Annotated in this window: 21 protein-coding genes; 14 read left to right on the forward strand and 7 right to left on the reverse strand. The window is 62.9% G+C overall.

Features of this window, described 5'->3' with window-relative positions:
• Positions 1 to 21 precede the first annotated feature (21 nt).
• Positions 22 to 1,692 carry a thiamine pyrophosphate-dependent enzyme gene (locus tag ACWNZ3_RS06225; protein WP_496901560.1) on the forward strand — a complete coding sequence of 557 codons (1,671 nt, stop codon included), beginning with the start codon at positions 22 to 24 and terminating at the stop codon, positions 1,690 to 1,692.
• 30 nt (positions 1,693 to 1,722) lie between these two features.
• Here the strand turns inward: ACWNZ3_RS06225 and ACWNZ3_RS06230 are convergent, their stop codons facing one another.
• The gene (locus ACWNZ3_RS06230) at positions 1,723 to 3,375 is read right to left on the reverse strand and encodes a sulfatase-like hydrolase/transferase (RefSeq protein WP_496901561.1); all 1,653 of its coding nucleotides are present in this window, start codon (positions 3,373 to 3,375) and stop codon (positions 1,723 to 1,725) included.
• A gap of 120 nt (positions 3,376 to 3,495) precedes the next feature.
• On the reverse strand, positions 3,496 to 3,960 hold the full coding sequence (locus ACWNZ3_RS06235) for a DUF3237 domain-containing protein (protein ID WP_274576328.1): 465 nt from the start codon (positions 3,958 to 3,960) through the stop codon (positions 3,496 to 3,498).
• Positions 3,961 to 4,073: 113 nt separating this feature from the next.
• Here ACWNZ3_RS06235 and ACWNZ3_RS06240 point away from each other — a divergent pair, with 113 nt between their 5' ends.
• Genes ACWNZ3_RS06240 through ACWNZ3_RS06250 form a run of 3 tightly spaced genes read left to right on the forward strand, consistent with a single transcriptional unit; the run spans position 4,074 to position 7,105 of the window.
• On the forward strand, positions 4,074 to 4,526 hold the full coding sequence (locus ACWNZ3_RS06240) for a MarR family winged helix-turn-helix transcriptional regulator (protein ID WP_269365076.1): 453 nt from the start codon (positions 4,074 to 4,076) through the stop codon (positions 4,524 to 4,526).
• The gene (locus ACWNZ3_RS06245) at positions 4,523 to 5,296 is read left to right on the forward strand and encodes an SDR family NAD(P)-dependent oxidoreductase (protein ID WP_496901562.1); all 774 of its coding nucleotides are present in this window, start codon (positions 4,523 to 4,525) and stop codon (positions 5,294 to 5,296) included. Before ACWNZ3_RS06240 ends, ACWNZ3_RS06245 begins: the two co-directional genes overlap by 4 nt.
• A 15-nt stretch (positions 5,297 to 5,311) precedes the next feature.
• Positions 5,312 to 7,105 (forward strand): feruloyl-CoA synthase, encoded by a 1,794-nt coding sequence (locus ACWNZ3_RS06250; RefSeq protein WP_496901563.1) that lies wholly within the window; start codon positions 5,312 to 5,314, stop codon positions 7,103 to 7,105.
• Positions 7,106 to 7,109: 4 nt separating this feature from the next.
• Here ACWNZ3_RS06250 and ACWNZ3_RS06255 read toward each other — a convergent pair whose 3' ends face one another.
• From ACWNZ3_RS06255 to ACWNZ3_RS06275, 5 genes are all read right to left on the reverse strand, one after another.
• Positions 7,110 to 8,294 carry an MFS transporter gene (locus ACWNZ3_RS06255; protein WP_496901564.1) on the reverse strand — a complete coding sequence of 395 codons (1,185 nt, stop codon included), beginning with the start codon at positions 8,292 to 8,294 and terminating at the stop codon, positions 7,110 to 7,112.
• A gap of 79 nt (positions 8,295 to 8,373) precedes the next feature.
• Complete coding sequence (locus ACWNZ3_RS06260; RefSeq protein WP_274576320.1) at positions 8,374 to 9,705, reverse strand: TRAP transporter large permease; 1,332 nt, start codon at positions 9,703 to 9,705, stop codon at positions 8,374 to 8,376.
• Between the two features lie 2 nt (positions 9,706 to 9,707).
• Positions 9,708 to 10,226, reverse strand: a complete 519-nt coding sequence (locus tag ACWNZ3_RS06265; protein WP_274576319.1) for a TRAP transporter small permease — start codon at positions 10,224 to 10,226, stop codon at positions 9,708 to 9,710.
• Between the two features lie 61 nt (positions 10,227 to 10,287).
• Positions 10,288 to 11,325 (reverse strand): TRAP transporter substrate-binding protein, encoded by a 1,038-nt coding sequence (locus tag ACWNZ3_RS06270; protein ID WP_269365064.1) that lies wholly within the window; start codon positions 11,323 to 11,325, stop codon positions 10,288 to 10,290.
• Between the two features lie 58 nt (positions 11,326 to 11,383).
• Positions 11,384 to 12,166: a crotonase/enoyl-CoA hydratase family protein gene (locus ACWNZ3_RS06275; RefSeq protein WP_269365063.1), complete on the reverse strand. Its 783-nt coding sequence runs from the start codon at positions 12,164 to 12,166 to the stop codon at positions 11,384 to 11,386.
• A gap of 102 nt (positions 12,167 to 12,268) precedes the next feature.
• Here ACWNZ3_RS06275 and ACWNZ3_RS06280 point away from each other — a divergent pair, with 102 nt between their 5' ends.
• The 10 genes from ACWNZ3_RS06280 (at position 12,269) to ACWNZ3_RS06325 (ending at position 23,789) form a co-directional block, all read left to right on the forward strand.
• Positions 12,269 to 13,156: an amidohydrolase family protein gene (locus tag ACWNZ3_RS06280; RefSeq protein WP_269365061.1), complete on the forward strand. Its 888-nt coding sequence runs from the start codon at positions 12,269 to 12,271 to the stop codon at positions 13,154 to 13,156.
• A 45-nt stretch (positions 13,157 to 13,201) separates the two neighbouring features.
• Positions 13,202 to 14,848, forward strand: a complete 1,647-nt coding sequence (locus ACWNZ3_RS06285) for a tannase/feruloyl esterase family alpha/beta hydrolase (protein ID WP_496901565.1) — start codon at positions 13,202 to 13,204, stop codon at positions 14,846 to 14,848.
• 62 nt (positions 14,849 to 14,910) lie between these two features.
• Positions 14,911 to 16,089, forward strand: coding sequence for a cytochrome P450 (locus ACWNZ3_RS06290; RefSeq protein WP_269365057.1), 1,179 nt, complete (start codon positions 14,911 to 14,913; stop codon positions 16,087 to 16,089).
• 148 nt (positions 16,090 to 16,237) lie between these two features.
• Complete coding sequence (locus tag ACWNZ3_RS06295) at positions 16,238 to 17,263, forward strand: LacI family DNA-binding transcriptional regulator (protein ID WP_496901566.1); 1,026 nt, start codon at positions 16,238 to 16,240, stop codon at positions 17,261 to 17,263.
• Between the two features lie 95 nt (positions 17,264 to 17,358).
• Positions 17,359 to 18,675 carry an ABC transporter substrate-binding protein gene (locus tag ACWNZ3_RS06300; RefSeq protein ID WP_274576312.1) on the forward strand — a complete coding sequence of 439 codons (1,317 nt, stop codon included), beginning with the start codon at positions 17,359 to 17,361 and terminating at the stop codon, positions 18,673 to 18,675.
• 128 nt (positions 18,676 to 18,803) lie between these two features.
• Positions 18,804 to 19,670 carry a carbohydrate ABC transporter permease gene (locus ACWNZ3_RS06305; protein WP_114273084.1) on the forward strand — a complete coding sequence of 289 codons (867 nt, stop codon included), beginning with the start codon at positions 18,804 to 18,806 and terminating at the stop codon, positions 19,668 to 19,670.
• A gap of 15 nt (positions 19,671 to 19,685) precedes the next feature.
• Positions 19,686 to 20,516, forward strand: coding sequence for a carbohydrate ABC transporter permease (locus ACWNZ3_RS06310; RefSeq protein WP_269365051.1), 831 nt, complete (start codon positions 19,686 to 19,688; stop codon positions 20,514 to 20,516).
• Between the two features lie 12 nt (positions 20,517 to 20,528).
• Positions 20,529 to 21,533, forward strand: a complete 1,005-nt coding sequence (locus ACWNZ3_RS06315) for an ABC transporter ATP-binding protein (RefSeq protein WP_496901567.1) — start codon at positions 20,529 to 20,531, stop codon at positions 21,531 to 21,533.
• Complete coding sequence (locus ACWNZ3_RS06320; protein ID WP_496901568.1) at positions 21,530 to 22,303, forward strand: L-iditol 2-dehydrogenase; 774 nt, start codon at positions 21,530 to 21,532, stop codon at positions 22,301 to 22,303. The genes ACWNZ3_RS06315 and ACWNZ3_RS06320 overlap by 4 nt, the downstream gene beginning before the upstream one ends.
• Position 22,304: 1 nt before the next feature.
• Positions 22,305 to 23,789 (forward strand): mannitol dehydrogenase family protein, encoded by a 1,485-nt coding sequence (locus ACWNZ3_RS06325; RefSeq protein ID WP_496901569.1) that lies wholly within the window; start codon positions 22,305 to 22,307, stop codon positions 23,787 to 23,789.
• Positions 23,790 to 23,823: the final 34 nt, after the last annotated feature.

The raw sequence follows: 23,823 nt of genomic DNA on the forward strand, positions 1-23,823 counted from the left end.
AACGGGAAGGACATGCGCATCATGGCACGACACGGGGGACAATTGCTGGTGGACAGCCTGGTGGCGCTGGGCGCAACCAAGAGCTTTGGCGTGCCGGGGGAAAGCTATCTGGCGGTGCTGGACGGGATGCATGACACCGGCGGCACATTCGATTTTGTCCTGTGCCGGAACGAGGGCGGTGCCGCCTTCATGGCCGCCGCATGGGGCAAGCTGACCGGCAGTCCCGGCATCTGCATGGTCACGCGCGGGCCGGGGGCGACCAATGCCTCCATCGGGGTGCATACCGCGCATCAGGATTCCGCGCCGATGATCCTTTTCGTCGGGCAGATCGGCACCGACCAGCGGGGGAGGGAAGCGTTTCAGGAGGTCGATTACCGCGCCGTTTTCGGCACCCTTGCAAAATGGGCGGTCGAGATTGATCACGTGGACCGCATTCCCGAGATCCTGGCGCGGGCCTGGACAATGGCCACAACGGGCCGTCCCGGCCCGGTGGTCGTGGCCCTGCCGGAGGACATGCTGACCAGCATGAGCGATGCAGAGCCCCTGACCAGTCCCGCCCGGATCGAAGAGCCGGCCCCCAGTGCCGCCACAATGCAGGATGCGCTGGCGATGCTGGGCGCCTCCGAGCGTCCGCTGATCCTGACGGGCGGTTGCAACTGGACCGACGCCGGGCGCGCCGCCCTGGAAGAATTCGCCGAAGCCGCCGATATTCCCGTGGTCGCGGCCTTCCGCTTTCAGGACCGGTTCAACAACCTGTCCCCGGTCTATTGTGGCGAGGCAGGGGTGGGGATGCCGCCCCATGTCAAGGATCTGATCCGCAATGCCGATACCATTCTGGCGATCAACATCCGCTTTGGCGAGATGACGACAGATGCCTACAGGCTGCTTGATGTCCCGCATCCGAAACAGAAGATCATCCATGTCCACGGCTCCAGCGAGGAGATCGGCAAGATCTACATTCCGACCCTCGGCATCACCGCCGGCCCCAACGCCTTTGCCGCAGCGCTGACCCCGATCACCGGCGGCTGGGCCGACTGGCGTGCCAAGGGCCGCGCGGCATGGGAGGCAGGCTTTGACGCGCCTGCGCAGCCGTCGCCCGTCGACATGGCGATTGCCACCGCCCATCTGCGCGCGGTCCTGCCAGAAGATGCGATCCTGACCAATGGGGCGGGGAATTTCACCGTCTGGCCCAACAAGTTCTACAAGTTCGGCCCCAGGGCGCGGTTGCTGGCCCCGCAATCGGGGGCCATGGGATACGGCCTGCCTGCGGCCATCGCGGCCAAGGTGGCACATCCGGAGCGTACCGTGGTCTGCTTTGCGGGCGACGGGGATTTCCAGATGAACTGTCAGGAACTGGCCACCGCCGCACAGGCGGGCGCACAGCCGATCGTGCTGATCGTGAACAATGGCATCTATGGCACCATCCGCGCCCATCAGGAGCACCACTATCCAGAACGGGTGTCCGGCACGACCATGGTGAACCCGGACTTCACCACGCTTGCCAAGGCCTACGGTTTCCATGCCGAAAGGGTTGAGACCACCGCCGATTTCGCAGCCGCCTTTGACCGGGCACTGGCCTCTGAGACCGGCGCGGTGCTGGATCTGAACGTCTCTGCCGAGGCGCTGACGCCCCGCATGACCCTGTCACAGATGCGCGACGCCGGGCTGGCCGCAACAAAAGCCACAGGCTGAAGCGCCGCGCCTGCGGCTCCGTGGCCGCCTTCAGCTGCGGGGCGGCCCCGCCGGGGTCAGCGCGGCAAAGGGTTTGCCCGTGGCTGCCTCGTACTCGACCTCATCCCAGAAGCCGATCAGGATACCTTGCTCCGCCGCCATGCCCTGCTTTGAAAGCACCGCTTTGGTTGCGGTGATCCTGCTGTGGTGGCGCGTGGCCCAGGCCAGAAGCGCCTTTTCCATCCGCGCCCGGACGGCGACATGTTCTTCGGTCTGCGACCGCCCGATGTCCGTCACCTCGTCGGGGTCGATCTCAAGGTCGAACATCACCGGGTCGAACCCTTCGCAGCGCACGTATTTCCAGCGCCCGTCAAAGATCATCACCGTGCGGGCGTCCTCTTGCGGCATGTTCAGCGCCTTGGCCATCTCCGACCAGCTGTAGTCATGTTCGCTGATCGTATAGCGGCGCGCGAAACCTTCGGTGCCCTGCAGCAGCGGTGTCAGGTCGCGGCCCTCGATCACATGGGGCATCCCAGGGCAGCCAAGGGCCCGCATGAAGGTCGGCGCGAGATCGATCATCTCCACCAGTTCATCGCTGACACTGCCGCGCGTCGCTTCGGCTTCGGGGCGCGGATCGGCGATGATCAGCGGCACCTTGACCGCCATCTCGTGATAGAAATCCTTGTCGCCCATCCAATGGTCGCCCATGTAATCGCCGTGATCTGAGGTGAAGGCGACGATGGTGTTTTCACTCAGCCCGGCCGTGTCCATCCAGGTGAAGAGACGGCCAAGGTTGTCGTCGAGCTGCTTGATCAGCCCCATATAGGCCGGGATCACATGTTCGCGGACATGGTCGCGGGAAAAGCTCTGGCAGACCCGCGCCTGCAGATAGGCGGCCATCAGCGGATGATCGGTATCGCGTTCGGATGCGTGGCGGATCGGATCGACGACATGGGTGGCATCATACATGTCGTGATAGGGGGCGGGCACGATATAGGGCCAATGCGGCTTGATATAGCTCAGGTGGCACAGCCAGGGTTCATCGCGCGTCATCGCGTCCTGCATGAAGGCGATGGCGCGGTCGGTCATATATGCGGTTTCGGAATGTTCCTCGGGGACGTTCGCAGGCAGCCGGGAATTCTTCAGCAGCCAGCCGGACAGCCGCGCGCCGTCCGCGTCCAGCCCTGAATTGGCAAAGTCGCCCCAGGGGTTGGCGCTGTCAAAGCCGTGGCGCACCAGATAATCGTCATAGGCTGACCACTGCTGGCGCGGGCTGTCGGGGTGCAACCCGTCATCGCGCTCAAAGGGATCGAAACCGCATTGCGACTGGCGCACGCCGATTTCGCTGGCGGGGTCGATGCCCAGCCAGGCCATGCCATCGCGGTCGGCGATCATATGGGTCTTGCCCACCAGCGCCGCATGCGCCCCCGCGGCCCGCAGGTGATCCCCCAGCGTGGGTTCCCCGACCCGCAGCGGCATCCCGTTCCAGGTGGAACCATGGCTGCGCACATAGCGCCCGGTATAGGCGCTCATCCTGCTGGGGCCGCACACCGGCGATTGCACCCGTGCCGAGGTGAAACGCACCCCGCGCGCCGCCAGCGCGTCGATGTTCGGCGTATGCAGATGGGGGTGGCCATAGCAGCTCAGATAATCAAAGCGCAGCTGGTCGGCCATGATCCACAGGACATTCGGGCATTTCGACATGTGAGGGCTTCTTTGGGTTGCTTCGGGTCCATGACAATGCGTCAACCCGTTGATGAAGCAGCACCTCCTGCCGGTCAAGACAGGCGCGCCCTGGGTCAGCCCGTTTGCGGCGGGGCTGTCCTATCTGATGGCGTAAAGGCGGACATGGACCTGTTGCAGATGCCGCGCGCCCACGCCCATGAACAGCGTCCGGTTCACCCAGTCATAACGCGCATCGCCGGTTTCAAGCCGCGCATGGGTGCGCATGTAATAGCTGTCGGCGGATACCTCTTCGCCCCGCATGATCGCTGCCAGCACTTCCGGCGGGCCATGGCGCAATCCGTAGTTCACGATCTCGATGGTGGCGCCGTCGTGGGTTTCCATCGCGTAACGGGTGTCGAGTTCGGCCAGACCGTCCGCAAAGACGGTCTGCCAATCCGCGCCGAGGTTCAGCAGCTTGCCACGCAGCAACGGGCCGCTGACCGTGCCGCCGACAATGGGGATGATCCGTCGCTGCCCCGCCCGGCCCGGTCCCATCTCGCGGATCGGGTCCAGCGCCACACTCAGGTCGCAGGCGTGTTCCAGTCTGGGTTCGGGCAGGTTCATCGGCTAGATCCTTATCTCATTAAACTGTTTACCTGCTAAACAATATCCTGTAAACTTCCCCCAGACAAACAGGGGAGGTGCGCAGTATGGCTGCAGGGGCAAAGGTCCGGGAGATGGACCAGGATGATGATGACGTCATATCCGACCTTGAACAGTTTGTCGGCTACAACCTCAAGCGCGCCTATGTGATCGTCCAGGCTGATTTCCGTAATGCCCTGGGGCAGGATGCGCTGGCTCCGAGGGTGTTCTCGGCACTGTCGCTGGCGGTTCAGTTTCCCCACATCTCGCAGAGCAAACTGGCCCGCAAGCTGGGGATTGAACGGTCCGGCCTCGTGGCCATCGTCGATGAGCTGGAAGGGCTGGGGTATCTTTCGCGCGCAACCGTGCCGGGGGACCGCCGGGTTCAGGCGCTGGTGCCGACAGAGAAGGGGTGCCGCGCCTATGCGGAGGCGGTTGCCACCGTGCGGGCCCATGAAAAGGCGTTGCTGGCCGATCTGACAGCGGCAGAGCAGCAGACCCTGATCCGCCTGCTGCGCAAGATCAGATCGAAAGGAGAAACGGAATGACCTTGCAGGACTGGAGCGGCCATGCCGCGATCGTCACCGGTGGCGCTTCGGGTTTGGGTGCGGCGACCGCCGCCCGCCTCGCTGAGGCCGGGCTGAAGGTAATGTTGTTCGATCTGAATGCGGATCAGGGAGAGGCCCATGCCGCCCGCATCGGCGGCGCGTTCAGCCGCGTGGATGTTTCTGACCCCGCTTCCGTGGCAGAGGGGATCGCGGCGGCGGAGGCGGCCTTTGGCGTGCCGCGCGTCCTGGTGAATTGCGCGGGCATCGGCGGCGCTGCCAAGACCGTCTCGCGCGGGGCGGCACATGATCCCGACTTGTTTCAGAAAACCATCATGGTGAACCTGATGGGCAGCTTCAACTGCGCCTCGCAGACGGCGGCGCGCATGGTCGCCGCAGACCCGGTGGATGACGACGGTGCGCGCGGCGTGATCGTCAACACCGCCTCTGTCGCGGCTTTTGACGGGCAAATCGGCCAGGTGGCCTATTCCGCGTCGAAAGGCGGCATCGTGGGCATGACCCTGCCGATGGCCCGCGATCTGGCCGACAAGGGCATTCGCGTCTGTACCGTGGCACCGGGGCTGTTCCTGACACCGCTTCTGGATGAACTGCCCGAGGAGGTGCAGACCGCGCTTGGCGCGCAGGTGCCATTCCCCTCGCGCCTGGGCGATCCGGAGGAATATGCCGAGATGGTCAACCACATCACCGTGAACAAGATGCTGAACGGCGAGGTGATCCGCCTTGATGGCGGCATCCGCATGGCCCCCCGGTAAAGACAGGAACCTGTGATGAAAACCGAGACCGGATTGAAAGCGTCGGACTTCTGGCGGCCGGCGTTCGACTATGAGACTCGGCCCGACGGCACGATCCTGATGCGCCAGCGCGGCGCGCTGGGCGACTTCGAGGCGACGCTGGCGGATTACTTTGACAAATGGGCAGATGCCACGCCGGACAACACATGGATTGCCCGCCGCCACCAGGGCGGCGACTGGCGGCGCATCTCATACGGCACGGCGCGCAATCAGATCCGCGCCATCGGGGCATCCTTGCTGGCGATGGGGCTGGGGCCGGACAGGCCGCTGCTGATCCTGTCGGAAAACAGCCTGGAACACGCGCTGCTGGGCATGGCCTGCGCCTATGTCGGCATTCCCTACGCCCCGGTTTCCCCCGCCTATGCGCTGGTGTCCAAAGACCATGCGAAACTGCGCGACATCGCCGCGACATTGAATCCAGGCGCGCTTTATGCCGATGACGGCGACGCCTTTGCGCCCGCGTTCAGCGCCATCGCCGAGGAAGGCCGGCAGGTCATTGCCCTGCGCAACGCCGGGCAGGGGGCGGTCAGCTTTGAGGAGTTGCTGGCCGGTGATCCTTCCGGGGCAGAGGCCGCGCGGGCCGCGCTGAGTGATGAGACGGTGGTGAAATACCTGTTCACCTCGGGTTCCACCGGTTCGCCCAAGGCGGTGATCAACACCAACCGCATGATCTGCGCCAGCCAGGCGATGATCCGCGACTGCTACCGTTTCGTGACGCGCAAGCCGCCGGTGGTGCTGGACTGGGCGCCGTGGAACCACACTGCGGCAGGCAACAAGGTGTTCTACATGGTGACCACCAATGGCGGCACCTATTACATCGACGATGGCCGCCCGGTGCCGGGCAAGTTCGACGAGACCCTGCGCAACCTGCGCGATGTCGCCTGCAGCTGGTATTTCAATGTCCCCGTGGGCTACGACATGCTGGTTGCGGAACTGGAAAAAGACGCGGCCCTGGCCGAGAATTTCTTTCGCGACCTGGGCATGATGTTCTATGCGGGGGCCGGGATGGCGCAGCTGACCTGGGACCGCCTGCGCGCCGCCGGGCGCAAGGCGACGGGGCGCGAGGTGCTGTTGGCCACCGGGCTGGGCGCCACCGAAACCGCCCCCTTTGCGCTGGCCTGCACCGATGTGCAGGAAAAATCCGGCAACATCGGCGTGCCGGCGCTTGGGCTGACCCTGAAACTGGTGCCCAACGGCGGCAAGCTGGAGGCGCGGCTCAAGGGGCCGACGATCACGCCGGGCTATTATGGTGACCCCGCCAAGACGGCAGAGGCCTTTGACGAGGAAGGCTTCTATTGCTTTGGCGATGCGCTGCGGCCTGCCGACCCGGATGATTACGCCAAAGGGTTCTTCTTTGACGGGCGCATTGCCGAGAATTTCAAGCTGACCACCGGCACCTGGGTCGCGGTGGGCGCGGTGCGCGCGGCGCTGGTCGATGCCCTGGGCGGTTTGGTCCGGGATGTGGTGATCGTGGGCGAAAACCGCAGCGCACTGGGCGCCCTGCTGCTTTTGTCGGACAAGGGGGCCGCAATGGCGGAGGCCGCATTGCGCACAGCCCTGGGCGAGAAACTGGCCCAGGCTGCCAAATCCGCCACCGGCTCTGCCGCGCGGGTGCGCCGGGCGGTTGTCCTGCAGGATGCTCCCAGCTTTGATCGGGGTGAGGTGACCGAAAAGGGATCTTTGAACCAGCGCGCGATGCGCTCGAACAATGAAGAGCTGATTGAACGCCTCTATGCGGATGATCCGGACCCGGATGTGATCACGGTCTGACCGTTCAGGCCTCGGCAGCGCTCGCCCCGCGCCGCGCCAGACCCCGGCGCAGGGCAAGTGCGGCCTCAACCACGGCCAGCAGGGTGATGAGGATCAGCAGGGGCGTCGTGCCTACCTCAACGATCATCCAGCCTGCGATCAGCGGAAAACCGAAGATGCCGATGAAATAGGTCAGCGCGAACAATTGCAGGGTCTGCGCGCCCAGATCGTCATCTGCGTCGTCGGCGGCCATCGCCACCAGCACGGGATAGGACACGCCGTAACCAAGACCGAAAAGCACCGCGACCAGCACGTAAAGCGGCAGGCTGTCGCCGCTGACCACGAAAAGGGCAAGCCCCGCGCACATCAGGCATTGCAGCAGCGCGATGGTCATATAAGGGTTCGCGCCCCCGGTGAACCGCGCCATGACCAGCCGGAAAATTACCGAGGTCAGCGTGTAACTCATGAAGAAATAGGCGTAATCCAGCCCCCGCGCATCGGCAAAGACGGTCTGGAAATTGTTCAGCCCGGCAAAGATGCTGGCCCCGAGAAAAACCATGAAGACCGGCAGCCGGGCGGGTGATCTGAGCACGCCGGCGACCGCCGCCAGCGTGATCCGCGAAGGTGCCTCGGGCCGGGCGTTGACCGCCTGCGCCTTGATCGGGCGGTCCAGGGCAAGGAACAATGCAGCGCTGACAAGGCATAGCGCGCCGTTCAGCACAAAGGCGTCGCGGATGGTAAAGCCCGCATCCTCCATCGCAGAGGCGATCACCGGGGCAAAGCCGAACCCGGCCATCACAAAGACCGAGAGCAGGGTGAAGTAACGCACCCGCTCGTCCGCGCGCACCAGCCGGGACATGACGATGGGCCCCAGCGAATAGGTCAGCCCCCAGCCGAACCCCAGAAGCAGGCTTGCCGCCGCCAGTCCCGGGCCAACGCCCGGCACGGTGCCATAAAGGAACAGGGAGGCGGAGATGGCGATACAGGCCATGCCCAGCGTGCGCAGGCGGCCCAGAAGGTCCGAGAGGTGCCCGGAGAAATAGACCGTGATCACGGTCGCGGCCGTCGTCAGCAGCAGCATCGTGCCCACGACCTTTTCGTTGGCGCCGAAGCTGTCGAAAAGCCGGGGCAGCATGAAGGTCAGCCCGTAGGCACCGGCCTGAAACAGGATCGCGGCATAGTAGAGCGGAAAGATCAGTTTACGGGACATGGCCGGACCTGCGTGAAGGCGTGTTGCCCCCCGTGGTAGCAGCCGCCGCAGGCGCGGGCCATAGCCGCGCATGCCTGCGTTATTTGAAACTGTCGATGAACCAGACCAGCCAGAGCGTGATTGCCGGGAACGAGGCAAGGATGACAACACGTATGATATCGGTCAGCACAAAGGGCAGGGCACCCTTGTAGGTCTCTGAAATCGGGGTGTCTTTTGCCATCGAGTTGATGATGAACAGGTTCATCCCCACGGGCGGCGTGATCAGCCCCACCTCGACCACGATCAGCACCAGGATGCCGAACCAGAGGCCAAAGTCCGCGGTCGACATGCCAAAGTCCAGCACCATCATGATCGGAAAGATGATCGGGACCGTCAGCAGCACCATTGACAGCGAATCCATCACGCAGCCGAAGACGAGGTACATCAGCAGCACGAGGGTCAGCACGAACCAGGGCGAAAACCCCTGTTCCCCGACCCAGACAGAGGCCGATTGCGGCAGCTGTGTCAGCGACAGGAAGTTGTTGTAGATGCCGGCCCCCAGGATGATCAGAAAGATCATCGCGGTCGATCCGGCGGTGGACAGCACCGCTTCGCGCAGGCGGTCCCATGACATCTCGCCCGATACCAGTGCCACCAGCCCGGTCCCCGCGGCCCCGACCGCGGCGGCTTCGGTGGGGGTGAAAATGCCCGCATAGATCCCGCCGACCACGGTGACGAAGATGGTGATCACCGGCCAGACCTTGCCCAGGGCGATCATGCGTTCGCCCCATGGCACCCGGTCGCGCACGGCGGCGGAATTCGGTGACAGGCGCACCCAGATCGAAATGGCGATCATATAGCCGATGGCGGCCAGGATGCCGGGGATCAGGGCGGCCACGAACAGCTTTTCGATGTTCTGTTCGGCCAGGATCGCATAGATCACCAGGATCACCGAAGGCGGGATCAGGATGCCCAGCGTCCCGCCTGCCGCCAGCGCACCGGTGGACAGTGAATCGGGATAGCCATAGCGGCGCAGCTCGGGCAGGGCGACCTGACCCATGGTGGCGGCGGTCGCCAGCGACGAGCCGCAGATCGCGCCGAACCCGGCGCAGGCCCCCACGGCAGACATCGCCACACCGCCGCGACGGTGGCCCAGAAAGCTCTCTGCAGCCTTGAAAAGAGAGGCCGACATGCCCGACAGCGTCGCAAACTGGCCCATCAGCAGGAACAGCGGAATGATCGAGAAGGAATAGTTGGAAAACGTGCCATAGGTCAGCGTCTTCAACTGGTTCAGGGTCATCATCGGTGTGCCGACGACCAGGTAGGTTCCGCCGACCCCGACCGCGATCATCGCCAGCGCAATGGGCGCGCGCAGAAAGACCAGGATCAGCAGGACCGGAAACGACCAGAGCGCGAGTTCAAAGTTCGACATTTCTATTCCTGTTGTTCCATACCGGCCAGCCTGCGGGCCGAGCGCCAGACGCAAAAGAGGGCAACGATCACGAAGCCGATGGCCCCGACCAGCGAGGCCGCAAATCCCTGCCAGACCGGGATCTGCGCGATCAGGGTGGTTTCGCCGTAAGACAATTTGTCCATCATGCCGAGGTAAAGCCGCCAGGTGCCGATCGCGGCGACAAAGGCCATGCCGATGTTGAACAGCAGGTCCAGCGCCCGGTCGAAGCTGCGCGGCATGAAGCTCTGGAACAGGTCCACCCGTGCATGTGTTTCACGCATCTGCGCCCAGGGCAGAAAGGCAAAGATCGCCGTCGCCATGCCGATTTCCGTGATGTCGTAAATGCCCCGGATCGGGCCGATGCCGATGTCGAGCGGCACAAAGGCACGCCCGATGATCGACATGCAGGTAATCAATGTGATCAGGATCAGGATGCCACCACCCGCAAACGCCAGGCCCCGCGCGATGAAATCAGCCAATCTGTAACTTGCCGCGTACATCCGTCACTTCCCCGTTTGAGGCAGAGGGCCCGCAGGCCCTCTGTGATGTCAGATCAAGACTTCAGGTTGCATTTTCGGCGATCAGGGCCTTGGCCCGGTCGATCAGCCCCTGGCCGTCCAGGCCCTTGCCGTCCATCTCGGCAACCCAGCGGTCGATCACCGGCTGCGCGGCCTCCTTCCAGCGGGCGACTTCTGTCTCATCCAGCTGGATGATGTTGTTGCCGTTCTTGACCGCCAGTTCACGTCCCGGCGCGTCATTGTCCCACATCACCTGCGAGGCGAATTCGGACAGTTTTGCACCGGATTCAGCGTCCAGGATGGCCTTGAGGTCATCCGGCAAGGCGTCATATTTCGCCTTGTTCATCACCAGCACGATGGTCGCGGTATAAAGCGATTCCGCCCCGGTGAATTCGGTGTGGTTCGACACCAGTTCGGACAGGCGCACCGCCGGGGTGACCTCCCAGGGGATCACGGTGGAGTTGATGACACCTTTCGAAAGCGCCTCGGGGATTGCGGGCAGGGGCATGCCGACAGGGGTGGCCCCCAGTTCGGACAGCATGTCGTTGATCACGCGGGTGGGGCCGCGCACGGTCTTGCCCTTCATGTCCTCCAGCTTTTCGATGGGATCGGTGGAGTGGATCACGCCGGGGCCGTGAACCCAGGCACCCAGCACCTTGAAATCGGCATATTCGTTGGACTGGAAATCCTCTTCGACCATCTGCCAGAAAGCCAGCGATGTGGCGACCGGGCTGGTCATCATGAAGGGCAGCTCAAAGACTTCGGTGCGCGGGAAGCGGCCCGGCGTATAGCCGACCACCGTCATCGACAGATCGACGACACCGTCGCGGGCCTGATCCATCAGTTCGGGCGGACGCCCGCCAAGGGACATCGCATCGAAATGCTGCACGTTCAGGCGGCCATCGGAGGCCTCTGCCAGACGCTCGCCCCAGGGCTTGAGGATCTTTGCGGGCACCGTTGCCACGGGGGGCAGGAACTGGTGCAGGCGCAGGGTGACTTCCTGGGCCAATGCAGCGCCGGGCATGGCGGCCAACATGGCCGTGCCGACAGCGGTCGTTTTCAGAAACTCTCTTCTTTTCATGGTCTTCCTCCCTGTTGTTGTCTGTTCCGCCGCGCCGGGCCTCCTCGCCCGGCATGGGTTATCTGAACTTCGGCTCGCGCTTCTCAAGAAAGGCGCGCAGGCCCTCTTTCGCCCCGTCCGAGGTTTGCGACATGGCCGCCGCAAGGCTTTCGGTAAACAGGCCGTCGTGGCGCGACATGTCACTGATCCGAGAGATCGCCTGTATCATGAGGTAATTCGAAAACGGCGCGTTGTCTGCTATTTTCCGTGCAAGCTTGCGCGCCAGGGGCAGGGCTTCACCCGCGCCGACGCTGTAATGCGCAAGCCCCATCGCCAGACCTTCCTCGGCGCCATAGTTGCGGCCCGTCAGCATCATTTCACGCATCCGGTCAGCGCCGATGATGCGGCTCACGCGCACCGTGGCCCCGCCACCGACAAAGATACCGCGCCGCCCCTCGGGCAGCTGGAACCGCACATCAGGCTCCGCGATGCGCACATGTGTCGAGGTGGCGATCTCAAGCCCGCCGCCGATCACCGCGCCAGTCATGGCGGAAATGACGGGCAGGGGGCCGAATTCGATCAGATCGGCCACGCGATGCCAGTTGCGCGAATGGTAGACCCCCGCGACCGGGGCGCGCTGTTCATGTTCGGCCAGATCCAGCCCAGAGCAATAATGCCCGCCCGCGCCGGTCAGGATGACGGCATTCACACCTTCGGGCGGTTTGGAGAAGAATGCATCAAGGTCGCCGACCAGCGCCTCGTTCATTGCGTTCCGCTTTTCCGGGCGGTCGAAAATGATCGTGGCAATGTCGCCGTCAATTTCCACACGCGTGGCTTTGCCGGTGCTCTGGCCATTCTCCATCGGATTCTCCCCCTCCTGGTCGGTCTGGATTTATGTTGTACAGCTTAACAGTTTTCTTGTATAGCGGTTTTTGACGTCAACGTTTTCGGGGAGGCAAACAGGATGGTCGATTTCAGCAAGGTGAAGGCGATTGATTTTCACACCCATGCAGAGGAACCCTGCTGCGACCACCGTGATGACGGGTATAATGAATTTCAAGCGGGCATGGCGGCCTACTTCAAGAATCCCGCCGGGGCCGAAGGCATGTTGCCCACGGTGCAGGACACCGCCAGCTATTACCGCGAACGCAACATCGCGGCGGTGATCTTTCCGGTGGATGCGGAGCGCGAGACAGGGTTTCGCCGCTATTCCAACGAGGAAGTCGCGCAGATCTGCGCCGAGAATGACGACATCCTGATCCCCTTTGCCTCTGTCGATCCGCACAAGGGCAAGGCCGGTGCGCGCGAGGTGCGCCGCCTGGTGCGTGAATTCGGCGTGCGCGGGTTCAAGTTCCACCCCACCATGCAGGGCTTTTTCCCCAATGACCGGGAGGCCTGCTACACCGTGCTGGAAGCCTGCGCCGAAGAGGGGGTGATCACCCTGTTCCATACCGGGCAGACCGGTGTCGGCTCCGGCATGCGGGGCGGCATGGGGATGCGGTTGAAATACTCCAATCCGATGCACCTGGATGACGTGGCGGTGGATTTCCCCGACATGAAGATCATCCTGGCGCATCCGTCGTTCCCCTGGACCGAGGAAGGTCTGGCCGTGGCCCAGCACAAGCCCAACGTCTATTATGACATGTCCGGCTGGTCGCCCAAATATTTCCCCGAGACCTTCATCCGCTATGCCAATTCGATCCTGAAAAAGAAGATGCTCTTCGGCTCGGACTGGCCCGCAATCACGCCCGACCGCTGGCTGGCGGATTTCGAGGCGGCACCCTTCAAGGACGAGGTGCGCCCGCTGATCCTGAAGGAAAACGCGCTGCGCCTGCTGGGAGAAACTGTCTGAGGCGCATGTGAGAATAAGACACACAATTCTGGGAGGAGACCTGTGATGTTGAAGACAATCGGAACAACTGCATTGATGTGCAGCACGGCCACGCTGGCCATGGCACAGATGCAATGCGAAGGATTGACGCCCGAGGCATTGGGCCTGAGCGGTGTCAGCTTTACCGAAGTGGCGGCAGTGCCTGCGGGCGATGACAACCCCGCCGCCCAATGCCGCATCCGCGCCACGACCGCCGAACGCAAGGGCACCGACGGGCGCGACTATGCGCTGCGGTTCGAGCTGGCCCTGCCGGATGTCTGGAACGGCGATTATGTCCACCAGTTCAACGGCGGCAACGACGGCGAGGTCAAACCCGCCACCGGCGGCATGGGCGCGGGCACGGGTGAAGCGACACCTCTGGCGCGCGGTTTTGCCGTCGTCTCCTCCGACGCAGGCCATGATGGCAAGGCGGTGGCGGACGCGGGCCTTGCCGGTGGCGCGCGCTTTGGCTTCGACTTCGAGGCGCGGCAGATGTACGGCTACAAGGCCGTGGCGCTGCTGGACCCGCTGGCCCGCCAGATCGTCGAGGCCTATTACGACAATGAAATCGGCCACAGCTATGGCATTGGCTGCTCCAACGGCGGGCGGCACGCCATGGTCGCCGCATCACGGATGCCGCAGAGCTTCGATGGTCTGCTGATCGGCGCGCCCGGCTTCAACCTGCCCAAGGCGGCGCTGCAACATGCGGTTGACGTGCAGGCGCTGACAGCGGTTACTGGCGATCTGGCCACGGCCTTCAGCCCCGCCGATCTGCAAACGGTTGCCGATGGCATTCTGCAAGCCTGCGATACGCTGGACGGGCTTGAGGACGGGCTGGTGATGGACACTGCCGCCTGTCAGGCCAGCTTTGACAGTGCCGCGCTGCAATGCGCGGAGGGGCAGAATTCCGCCTGCCTGTCGCCCGAACAGGTAACCGCGCTGAACACCATCCACGCAGGCACCCCTGATGGCGGCACCCCGTTCTACAGCGATTTCCCCTGGGATCCCGGCATCGCCGGTAGCGGCTGGCGGTTCTGGAAACTGGAAAGCCCGATCCCGCCATGGGGCAAGAAACCGATCATCGCGGTTATGGGTGCCGCGTCACTCGCGCAGATCTTCACCACGCCCCCGACGGAAGTGGCAGGCGATCCCGCCGCACTGGAACAATTCCTGAAGGATTTTGACCTCACCGCCCGCGCGGACGAGATATTTGCCACCAGCGATGACTTTCCTGAATCGGCAATGGAGGTGATGACACCACCGGGATCGGACAACCCCGAACTGGCGGCTTTCCGCGATGCAGGGGGCAAGATGATGGTGTTCCACGGCGTCTCTGATCCGGTGTTTTCCGTGAATGATACGGCAGATTGGTACGCCAAGCTGGATGCGAACAACGGCGGCAAGGCGGCAGAATTCGCCAGGTTCTACCCGGTGCCCGGCATGACCCATTGTTCGGGCGGCCCCGCGGTGGAAGGGTTTGACATGTTCTCGGACCTGGTCGCATGGGTTGAGAACGGCACCGCGCCGCAGGCCGTGACAGCAACGGCACGGGCGTCGAACCGCGATCTGCCCGAGGCGATGGCGGGCATTTCGCGCCCGCTCTGTCCGGCCTCTCAGGTCGCCCGCTACACCGGCGGCGATGCGGGTATGGCGGAAAGCTTCACTTGCGAATAACATGATTTTCACGGCGCGGGGGCCCCGGCCACCGCGCCATTTCAGCCTGAGAAAGGTTCATGATGCCCACGCTTGCCCCATTGGACGAAAACATCACGCTGGCAGAGCTTGATCGCGACCCATACCCGATCTACCGGCGCCTGCGCGCCGAGGCACCTGTGCTGCGGGTGAAATCCGCGGGACGCACCCTGCTGACCAAGGCGGAAGACACCAAATACGTCAAGGACAACCCGGAGATCTTCAGCTCGGACGATCCAAACACGCCGATGAAGCGGGCCTTCTGGGCCCATACGCTGATGCGCAAGGATGGCGAGGATCACAAGCGCGAGCGGATGGCGATGGCCCCGGCCTTTGCCCCCAAGGTGATCAAGAACGACTGGATGCCGCAATATGTGAAGATCGCCGAGGAATATGTGTCCCGCCTGCCGCGCGGCGAGATTGTCGATATCTTCGCGGTCCTGTCTGGGGCCTATGCGGCGCGGGGGCTGGCGATCCTGCTGGGGATGCCCGAAGCCTCGGACGAGGACATGATGGAATGGTCGCAGGCGCTGATCGAGGGGGCGGGCAATTTCGGCTGGGCCGATGCGCCCTTTGAACGGGCCGACCGTGCCAATACACAGATCCATGCGCTGCTGGACAGCATCCAGGACCGGCACCGCGCCGAGCCGGACAATTCGGCGTTTTCCGTGATGTTGAATGCCGATGATCCGATCGAGGAAAAGCAGATCTATGCCAATATCAAGATCGCCATCGGCGGCGGTATCAACGAGCCGCGCGATGCGCTCAATACCATCCTCTATGGCCTATTGACCCACCCGGACCAACTGGCCGAAGTCCGCAGGAACGATCACTGGGAACAGGCCTTCGAAGAAGGCGTGCGCTGGGTCGCGCCGATCCAGGCTTCATCTCGGCTGGTCACGCAGGATACCGAATTGCGCGGCTACATGATCCCCAAGGGGGATACGGTGATGACCATCCAGGCCAGTGCCAACCGGGATGAGGATATCTATCAAGATGGCGAAACCTATAACGTCTACCGCGACAAGGCCCCGCATCAGGCCTTTGGCAACGGGCCGCATTTCTGCCAGGGCACCCATGTGGCGCGCCGGGCGGTCGGGCAGATCATGCTGCCGATGCTGTTTGACCGTTTCCCGAAGATGAGCATCCCCGACACGGATGCTGTCATCTGGAAGGGCTTCGGCTTTCGCGGCCCGATCCAGATACCGATCCTGCTGCAGTAACGGCAAAGCCTTCTGTATCCCCCCTTTCCGGTCCCGGCGTGCTGAACCGGCAGGCCGCAGCATATGGCATGGCTAATTCGCAAAGAAAGGTTGATACTTTCCGCGCGGAAAGTCATGATTGCGGGTGTAAAAATACTGCGAGGGCCACATGTCATCGAAGACAATCAGGAACATGGAGGAATTTGCCGCCGTCAGCGGTATTTCCCGGCCTACCGTTTCAAAATACTTTCACGATCCCGAAAGCGTCCGGGCCTCGACCCGCGCGAAGATAGAGGCGGCGATCGAGAAATACGATTACCGCCCGAACCTTTACGCGATGAACCAGAACCGCAAGCTGACCAAGAATGTCGGCATCGTGGTGCCGCTGCTGACGGACCCCTATTTTGCGGAAATCGCCCGCAAGCTGGAACGGCATTGCATCGAAGCGGGCTATCACCCCACGCTGTTCAGCTCCCATGGCGATCCCGCGCATGAGACGGATGTGCTGAACTCGCTGCGCGCGATCCGGCCCGCCGGAGTACTGCTGGCCCCTCTGGGCCGTGCTTCCGATCACGGGGCGCTGGAACGTTTCTGCGCGGATGTGCCGACCCTGCTGTTTGACAGCAACGTGGGCGAGCTGGGCCTTGCCTTTGTCGGTTCGGACAATATCCAGTTCACCGCCCATATCACCGATTACCTCTGCCGCACGGGCGAACCGCCGTGCTTTTTCGAGATGAAGCGCCCGACCAACCCCAATGCTCACCGCCGCCGCCAGAGCTATCTCGACGCGATGCAGGCATTCGGCCTTGAGCCGCATGTCATCTCTGTCGAAGGCGATGGCTGGGATTTCGAGGAAATCGGGCGTCTGGGGGGGCATACCGCCTTTTCCGAAGGTCTTTTCCCGACCAATACCATCCTGTGCAGCAATGACCGGCTGGCCATTGGGCTGCTGACGGCCTGCTATGAAAAGGGCGTTGCCGTGGGGCGGGGGCCGGATTGCACCGTGCGCGTGGCGGGGCAGGATGGCCATCCGCATTCGCGCTATACCTGTCCGCCGCTCACCACCATTTCCCATGCCTATGACGCTGTTTCCAAAGCAGCTTCCGATGCCTTGTTCGCGGCAATCAACGGCCAGGTGACCCCCTGGAGCAGCACGCGGCTGGAGGGCAGGCTGATCCTGAGAGACTCCGCGTGATGCGCAAATAGTTTACGCGCGATAAATTTTAGTTGACGCCGCGTACATCTCTCCCTTAGGCTCCGAACAGAACGTCCAACCAGGGAGGATAACGGATGTCTTTGAAGAGCACGCTTGGTGCTGCAACCGCGCTTGGGCTGATCGCAGCCAGCAGCGCATATGCAGACAGCCACAGCCCATCCATCACCATCGCAACCGTCAACAACGGCGACATGATCCGGATGCAGGGCTATACCGATACATTTACCGAAGCGACCGGCATCGCCGTGGAATGGGTTACGCTGGAGGAAAACGTCCTGCGTCAGCGCGTGACCACGGATATCACCACCAAGGGTGGCCAGTTCGACATCATGACCATCGGCATGTACGAAACCCCGATCTGGGGCGCGCAGGGCTGGCTGGTGCCGCTGGACGATCTTTCCGCCGAATATGATGTCGGTGACATCCTGCCCGCGATGGCAGGCGGTCTGTCCCATGACGGCACGCTTTATGCGGCACCTTTCTACGGCGAAAGCTCCATGATCATGTACCGCACGGACCTGATGGAAAAGGCCGGACTGGAAATGCCCGAAGCCCCGACCTGGGACTTCATCGCCGAAGCCGCCGCCGCGATGACCGATCGCGACAATGAAATCAACGGCATCTGCCTGCGCGGCAAGGCCGGCTGGGGCGAAGGTGGCGCCTTGATCACCGCGATGGCCAACTCCTTTGGCGCGCGCTGGTTCGACGAGGACTGGAACGCCCAGTTCGACACCGAGGCCTGGGCCAACACCGTGAACTTCTACAAGAACATGATGGATGCCTCCGGCCCTGCCGGTTATGCGACCAATGGTTTCAACGAAAACCTCTCGCTGTTCCAGCAGGGCAAATGCGGCATGTGGATCGACGCGACGGTTGCGGCCTCCTTCGTCACCAACGCCAATGATTCCACCGTTGCCGACAGCGTCGGTTTTGCGCTGGCACCGGATAACGGCCTGGGCAAGCGGGCCAACTGGCTCTGGGCCTGGGCCCTGGCGATCCCTGCGGGCACCCAGCAGGAAGCCGAAGCCAAGCAGTTCATCGAATGGGCGACCTCCAAGAGCTACATCGAACTGGTGGCCGGAAACGAAGGCTGGGCCAATGTGCCGCCAGGCGCGCGCAAGTCGCTTTACGAGAACCCCGAGTACCAGAAGGTGCCCTTCGCGCAGATGACGCTGGACAGCATCCTGTCGGCTGACCCGGAAAACCCGACCGTCGATCCGGTGCCCTACGTCGGTGTCCAGTTCGCCGCGATCCCCGAGTTTGCCGGTATCGCGACCGAAGTGAGCCAGGAGTTCTCTGCCGCCTATGCCGGTCAGCAATCGGTCGAGGATGCCCTGGCCAAGGCACAGGACATCACCAACGAAGCGATGGAAGCTGCCGGTTACCGGTAAGCCACCGACCTGATCCCATGGGGCGGCGCACCGCCCGCCCCATGGTCTTTGATCACTGCCGATATTTCACCAACGTCCTGTCACCGGACGCCTGAGCCGGCGTTCCGTCAAATAAGGAGACGTATCCCATGGCGACCAAGGCTTCCCGATCCGCCGCCAGACTGATGATGGCCCCCGCCGTGATCCTGCTTTTGGGCTGGATGCTGGTGCCTCTCACGATGACGCTGTGGTTCTCATTCCGAACCTATTTGCCGCTGCGTGGCGGCGACCAGGGCTGGACCGGTTTCGACAACTACGTCCGCTTTGTCACCTCCAGTTCCTTCTGGCCCGCCGTTTCGACCACCCTGATCATCGTCACCGGCGTTCTTGCCATTACCATCGCTCTTGGCGTCCTGCTGGCGATTCTGCTGGATCAGCCGATGTGGGGGCAGGGGGTTGTGCGCATCCTGGTGATTGCACCCTTCTTTGTCATGCCCACCGTCTCGGCGCTGGTCTGGAAGAACATCTTCATGGATCCAACCAACGGACTTTTCGCCCATCTGTGGCGGTTCTTCGGGGCGGACCCGGTCAGCTGGCTGTCGAATGCCGCGACCCCTTCCATCATCCTGATCGTCAGCTGGCAATGGCTGCCCTTCGCGACCCTGATCCTGCTGACCGCGATCCAGTCGCTGGACAGCGAACAGCTTGAGGCCGCCGAAATGGACGGCGCATCACCCCTGGCACGGTTTTTCTACATCACCCTGCCGCACCTTTCCCGCGCCATCACCATCGTGCTGCTAATCCAGACGATCTTTCTGCTGGCCATCTTTGCCGAGATTTTCGTCACCACCGGCGGCGCCTTCGGCACCCGGACGCTGTCCTACCTGATCTTCCAGCGCGTGCTGGAAAGCCAGAACATCGGTCTGGGTTCTGCGGGCGGTGTCTATGCCATCATCCTTGCCAATATCGTTGCCATCTTCCTGATGCGCATCGTCGGCAAGAACCTTGATACCTGAGGGAGGAAGAGACGAATGGCACGTTCCGTCACAACGCAACGCAAGACGATCAACACCACCATCGCGTGGATCATCGGCCTGCTGATCTTCTTTCCGATCCTCTGGACGATCCTGACCAGCTTCAAGACCGAGGCCCAGGCGATCAACGATCCACCCCTGTTCCTGTTCTTTGACTGGACCACGGAGAACTATGCCACCGTGATGGAGCGGTCGAACTACGGGCGCTTCCTGTGGAACTCCATCGTCATCGCGGGTGGCTCAACCCTTCTGGGCATCATCATCGCGGTGCCTGCGGCCTGGTCGATGGCTTTTGTCCCCTCCAAACGGACCAAGGACATCCTGCTGTGGATGCTCTCGACCAAGATGCTGCCGGCGGTGGGGGTGCTCTATCCGATCTACCTGCTGTGCATCCGGCTGGGCGTGCTCGACAACCGCGTGGCGCTGGTCATCATCCTGATGCTGATCAACCTGCCGATCATTGTCTGGATGCTTTACACCTACTTCCGCGAAATTCCCGGCGAAATCCTGGAAGCCGCGCGGATGGACGGGGCCACGCTCAAGGAGGAGATCCTCTATGTGCTGACGCCAATGGCGATCCCCGGCATTGCCTCCACGTTGCTGCTGAACTTCATCCTGGCCTGGAACGAGGCGTTCTGGACCCTGAACCTCACCGCAGCACAGGCGGCACCGCTGACCGCCTTCATCGCCAGCTACTCCAGCCCCGAAGGGCTGTTCTACGCCAAACTCAGCGCAGCATCGACAATGGCCATCGCGCCGATCCTCATCCTTGGCTGGTTCAGCCAGAAACAACTCGTCCGCGGCCTCACCTTTGGCGCCGTGAAATAGGGAACCGGAATTATGGGACAGATTGAACTTAAACAGGTTACGAAATCCTTTGGCGATGTGCAGGTCATCCCGCCGCTGGATCTGACCATCAAGGATGGCGAATTCACCGTCTTCGTCGGCCCCTCGGGCTGTGGCAAGTCCACCCTGCTGCGGCTGATCGCGGGGCTGGAGGACATCACCACCGGCCATATCGAGATCGACGGCCAGGATGCAACGGATGTGGTTCCGGCGCGGCGCGGGCTGGCGATGGTGTTCCAGTCCTATGCGCTTTACCCGCATATGACGGTGCGCAAGAACATCGCCTTCCCGTTGAAGATGGCCAAGATGGACCAGACCGAAATCGACCGGCGCGTGGATGCGGCGGCACAGGTGCTGAACCTGGCCGATTATATCGACCGCCGCCCCGGCCAATTGTCCGGCGGCCAGCGCCAGCGGGTCGCCATCGGCCGCGCCATCGTGCGCGAACCGGCGGCCTTCCTGTTTGATGAGCCGCTGTCAAACCTCGATGCCGCCCTGCGCGTGGGCATGCGGATGGAAATCTCCGAACTGCACAAGAAGCTGGCCACGACGATGATCTACGTCACCCACGACCAGGTAGAGGCGATGACCATGGCCGACAAGATCGTGGTGCTGCAGGCAGGTGTGATCGAACAGGTGGGCAGCCCGCTTGAGCTTTACCGCACCCCGCGCAACACCTTTGTCGCCGGTTTCATCGGGTCGCCCAAGATGAACCTGATCACCGGCGAGGAGGCGGCGAAACATGACGCCCATACCATCGGCATCCGGCCCGAACATATCGACGTTGTCGAAAGCGGCGGCACCTGGCAGGGCACCGTTGGCGTGGCCGAACACCTTGGCTCCGACACGTTTTTTCACATCCACAACACCGGGCTGGCCGACACGCTGACCGTCCGTGCCATCGGTGACATCAGCCTGACCCACGGCGATACGATCCATCTTTCGCCCCGTGCGGATGAAATCCACCGCTTTGATGCAGCAGGATTGCGGATCGGATGAAGCGACTGGCAGGAAAGACCGCGCTGATCACCGGCGCGGCGCGGGGCATCGGACAGGCCTTCGCGGAAGCCTACCTGCGCGAAGGCGCGCAGGTGGTGATCGCGGATATCGACGAGAAACGAGCAGTGCAGACAGCCACGGCGATGGGCGAAAACGCCTACGCCGTGGCAATGGACGTGACCGATCAGGCCAGCATCGACGCAGCGATCGAAGCTGCGGTCGCCCGTTTCGGCAAGATCGACATCCTGGTCAACAACGCCGCGATCTTTACCGCGGCCCCGATCATCGAGATCACCCGCGAGGACTATCAGCGCGCCTTTGACATCAACGTGTCAGGATGCCTTTTCACCCTGCAGGCGGTGGCACGGCAGATGATCGCGCAGGGGGGCGGCGGCAAGATCATCAACCTGGCCAGCCAGGCGGGCCGCCGCGGCGAGAGCCTGGTCGCAGTCTATTGCGCGACCAAGGCGGCGGTCATCAGCCTGACCCAATCTGCCGGCCTGAACCTCATTCAGCACGGCATCAACGTGAACGCCATCGCCCCCGGCGTGGTGGAGGGGGAGCATTGGGACGGCGTCGATGCCTTCTTTGCCAAATACGAGAACAAGGCCCCGGGCCAGAAAAAGCGCGAAGTCGGCGAGGCCGTGCCCTTTGGCCGGATGGGCCGGGCCGGGGACCTGACCGGCATGGCAGTCTTTCTCGCCACTGCCGAGGCGGATTACATCGTTGCACAGACCTACAATGTGGACGGCGGCCAATGGATGAGCTGAGATGAAACTGTCCAACGCCACACTCCCCGACCTGCCCGACGACATCCTGCGGCCGGTATATGACCGCAGCACCCTGACGCCGGGCATTGTCCACATCGGCGTGGGCAATTTCCACCGCGCACATCAGGCATGGTATCTGCACCGGCTGATGCAGCAGGGCGCGGCGCTCGATTGGGCGATCGTGGGCGCCGGGGTGCGCCCCTATGACGAGGCGATGCGCCTGCGGCTGGCCGGGCAGGATTACCTGACCACATTGATCGAATTGTCGCCCTCATCGCAGTCAGCAGAGGTTGTGGGCGCGATGATCGACTATGTGCCGATCAAGGAGGGCAACGGCCCCCTGATCGCCCGGATGGCACAGCCCGACATCCGCATCGTGGCCCTGACGGTGACCGAAGGCGGCTATTTCATCGACCCGGTGAGCAAGGCCTTTGACGCGACCCACGCGGACATACTGCATGATGCGCAGAACCCGGACAATCCGCGCACTGCCTTTGGCGCGATGGTGGCGGCCCTGCGGCTGCGCCGCGACGCGGGCACAGGCCCCTTTACCGCGCAAAGCTGCGACAACCTGCAAGGCAACGGCGATATTCTGCGCCAGATCATCGTCGGCCTGGCCCGGATGCAGGACCCGGAGCTTGCGGGCTGGATCAATGGCAATTGCAGCTTTCCGAATTCGATGGTCGATTCCATCGTGCCCGCCACCGGCCCCGCCCAGATCGCCCAGGCCCGTGCGCTGGGCATCGAGGATGCAGCCCCGGTCTGCCACGAGAATTTCCGCCAATGGGTGATCGAGGATGATTTCTGCGCCGGCAGGCCGGATTGGGATAAGGCGGGGGCAACATTTTCGAACAATGTCCACGCCTATGAAACCATGAAGATCCGGATCCTGAACGCCGGGCACCAGGTGATCGCGAATGCGGGTGAAATCCTGTCGCTTGCCACGATCTCTGACTGCATGGCCGATCCCGAGGTGGGCGGGCTGTTCCGCAAGGTGGCCCTGCGTGAAATCGTGCCCCATGTCTCGCCTGTGCCGGAGATTACCCCGGTGGCCTATGTCGACCTGATCGCGGCGCGGTTCTCCAATCCGAAGATCGAGGATACCACCCGCCGCGTCGCCTTTGACGGCAGTTCGCGGCACAGCGGATTCGTGTTGCCTCTGGTGCGCCGGGCGCTGGCGGGGGGGCTGCCGCTGGACGGTCTGGCCCTGGTCGAGGCCTGCTGGGCGCGGATGTGCGAAGGCACCCGCGAGGATGGCAGCGTGATCGAACCGAACGATCCGATGTGGGACAAGCTGACCGAAACAGCCAAAGCCGCGCGCGACCGCCCCGCCGCCTGGCTGGAGATGAGGGGCATCTACGGCGACCTTGCCGGGCAGGAGGCCTTCTCGCAGCGGTTCGAACATTGGCTGCGTTTGATCTGGCAGCAGGGCGTCCGGTCGGCACTGAAAGAATATTGCACGGCGGATGGCTGCAAACGGGGATAGCGGAAGATGGTCTTTCGCTGTCCTGATGTCCCGT

This window comes from Sulfitobacter sp. IGS-18, assembly GCF_059628195.1.

What these genes read in the sequence shown, in the direction of transcription:
- ACWNZ3_RS06225 (WP_496901560.1), top strand. Translation starts at nt 22, where the DNA reads ATGGCACGACACGGGGGACAATTGCTGGTGGACAGCCTGGTGGCGCTG.
- ACWNZ3_RS06230 (WP_496901561.1), bottom strand. Translation starts at nt 3,375, where the DNA reads ATGTCGAAATGCCCGAATGTCCTGTGGATCATGGCCGACCAGCTGCGC.
- ACWNZ3_RS06235 (WP_274576328.1), bottom strand. Translation starts at nt 3,960, where the DNA reads ATGAACCTGCCCGAACCCAGACTGGAACACGCCTGCGACCTGAGTGTG.
- ACWNZ3_RS06240 (WP_269365076.1), top strand. Translation starts at nt 4,074, where the DNA reads ATGGACCAGGATGATGATGACGTCATATCCGACCTTGAACAGTTTGTC.
- ACWNZ3_RS06245 (WP_496901562.1), top strand. Translation starts at nt 4,523, where the DNA reads ATGACCTTGCAGGACTGGAGCGGCCATGCCGCGATCGTCACCGGTGGC.
- ACWNZ3_RS06250 (WP_496901563.1), top strand. Translation starts at nt 5,312, where the DNA reads ATGAAAACCGAGACCGGATTGAAAGCGTCGGACTTCTGGCGGCCGGCG.
- ACWNZ3_RS06255 (WP_496901564.1), bottom strand. Translation starts at nt 8,294, where the DNA reads ATGTCCCGTAAACTGATCTTTCCGCTCTACTATGCCGCGATCCTGTTT.
- ACWNZ3_RS06260 (WP_274576320.1), bottom strand. Translation starts at nt 9,705, where the DNA reads ATGTCGAACTTTGAACTCGCGCTCTGGTCGTTTCCGGTCCTGCTGATC.
- ACWNZ3_RS06265 (WP_274576319.1), bottom strand. Translation starts at nt 10,226, where the DNA reads ATGTACGCGGCAAGTTACAGATTGGCTGATTTCATCGCGCGGGGCCTG.
- ACWNZ3_RS06270 (WP_269365064.1), bottom strand. Translation starts at nt 11,325, where the DNA reads ATGAAAAGAAGAGAGTTTCTGAAAACGACCGCTGTCGGCACGGCCATG.
- ACWNZ3_RS06275 (WP_269365063.1), bottom strand. Translation starts at nt 12,166, where the DNA reads ATGGAGAATGGCCAGAGCACCGGCAAAGCCACGCGTGTGGAAATTGAC.
- ACWNZ3_RS06280 (WP_269365061.1), top strand. Translation starts at nt 12,269, where the DNA reads ATGGTCGATTTCAGCAAGGTGAAGGCGATTGATTTTCACACCCATGCA.
- ACWNZ3_RS06285 (WP_496901565.1), top strand. Translation starts at nt 13,202, where the DNA reads ATGTTGAAGACAATCGGAACAACTGCATTGATGTGCAGCACGGCCACG.
- ACWNZ3_RS06290 (WP_269365057.1), top strand. Translation starts at nt 14,911, where the DNA reads ATGCCCACGCTTGCCCCATTGGACGAAAACATCACGCTGGCAGAGCTT.
- ACWNZ3_RS06295 (WP_496901566.1), top strand. Translation starts at nt 16,238, where the DNA reads ATGTCATCGAAGACAATCAGGAACATGGAGGAATTTGCCGCCGTCAGC.
- ACWNZ3_RS06300 (WP_274576312.1), top strand. Translation starts at nt 17,359, where the DNA reads ATGTCTTTGAAGAGCACGCTTGGTGCTGCAACCGCGCTTGGGCTGATC.
- ACWNZ3_RS06305 (WP_114273084.1), top strand. Translation starts at nt 18,804, where the DNA reads ATGGCGACCAAGGCTTCCCGATCCGCCGCCAGACTGATGATGGCCCCC.
- ACWNZ3_RS06310 (WP_269365051.1), top strand. Translation starts at nt 19,686, where the DNA reads ATGGCACGTTCCGTCACAACGCAACGCAAGACGATCAACACCACCATC.
- ACWNZ3_RS06315 (WP_496901567.1), top strand. Translation starts at nt 20,529, where the DNA reads ATGGGACAGATTGAACTTAAACAGGTTACGAAATCCTTTGGCGATGTG.
- ACWNZ3_RS06320 (WP_496901568.1), top strand. Translation starts at nt 21,530, where the DNA reads ATGAAGCGACTGGCAGGAAAGACCGCGCTGATCACCGGCGCGGCGCGG.
- ACWNZ3_RS06325 (WP_496901569.1), top strand. Translation starts at nt 22,305, where the DNA reads ATGAAACTGTCCAACGCCACACTCCCCGACCTGCCCGACGACATCCTG.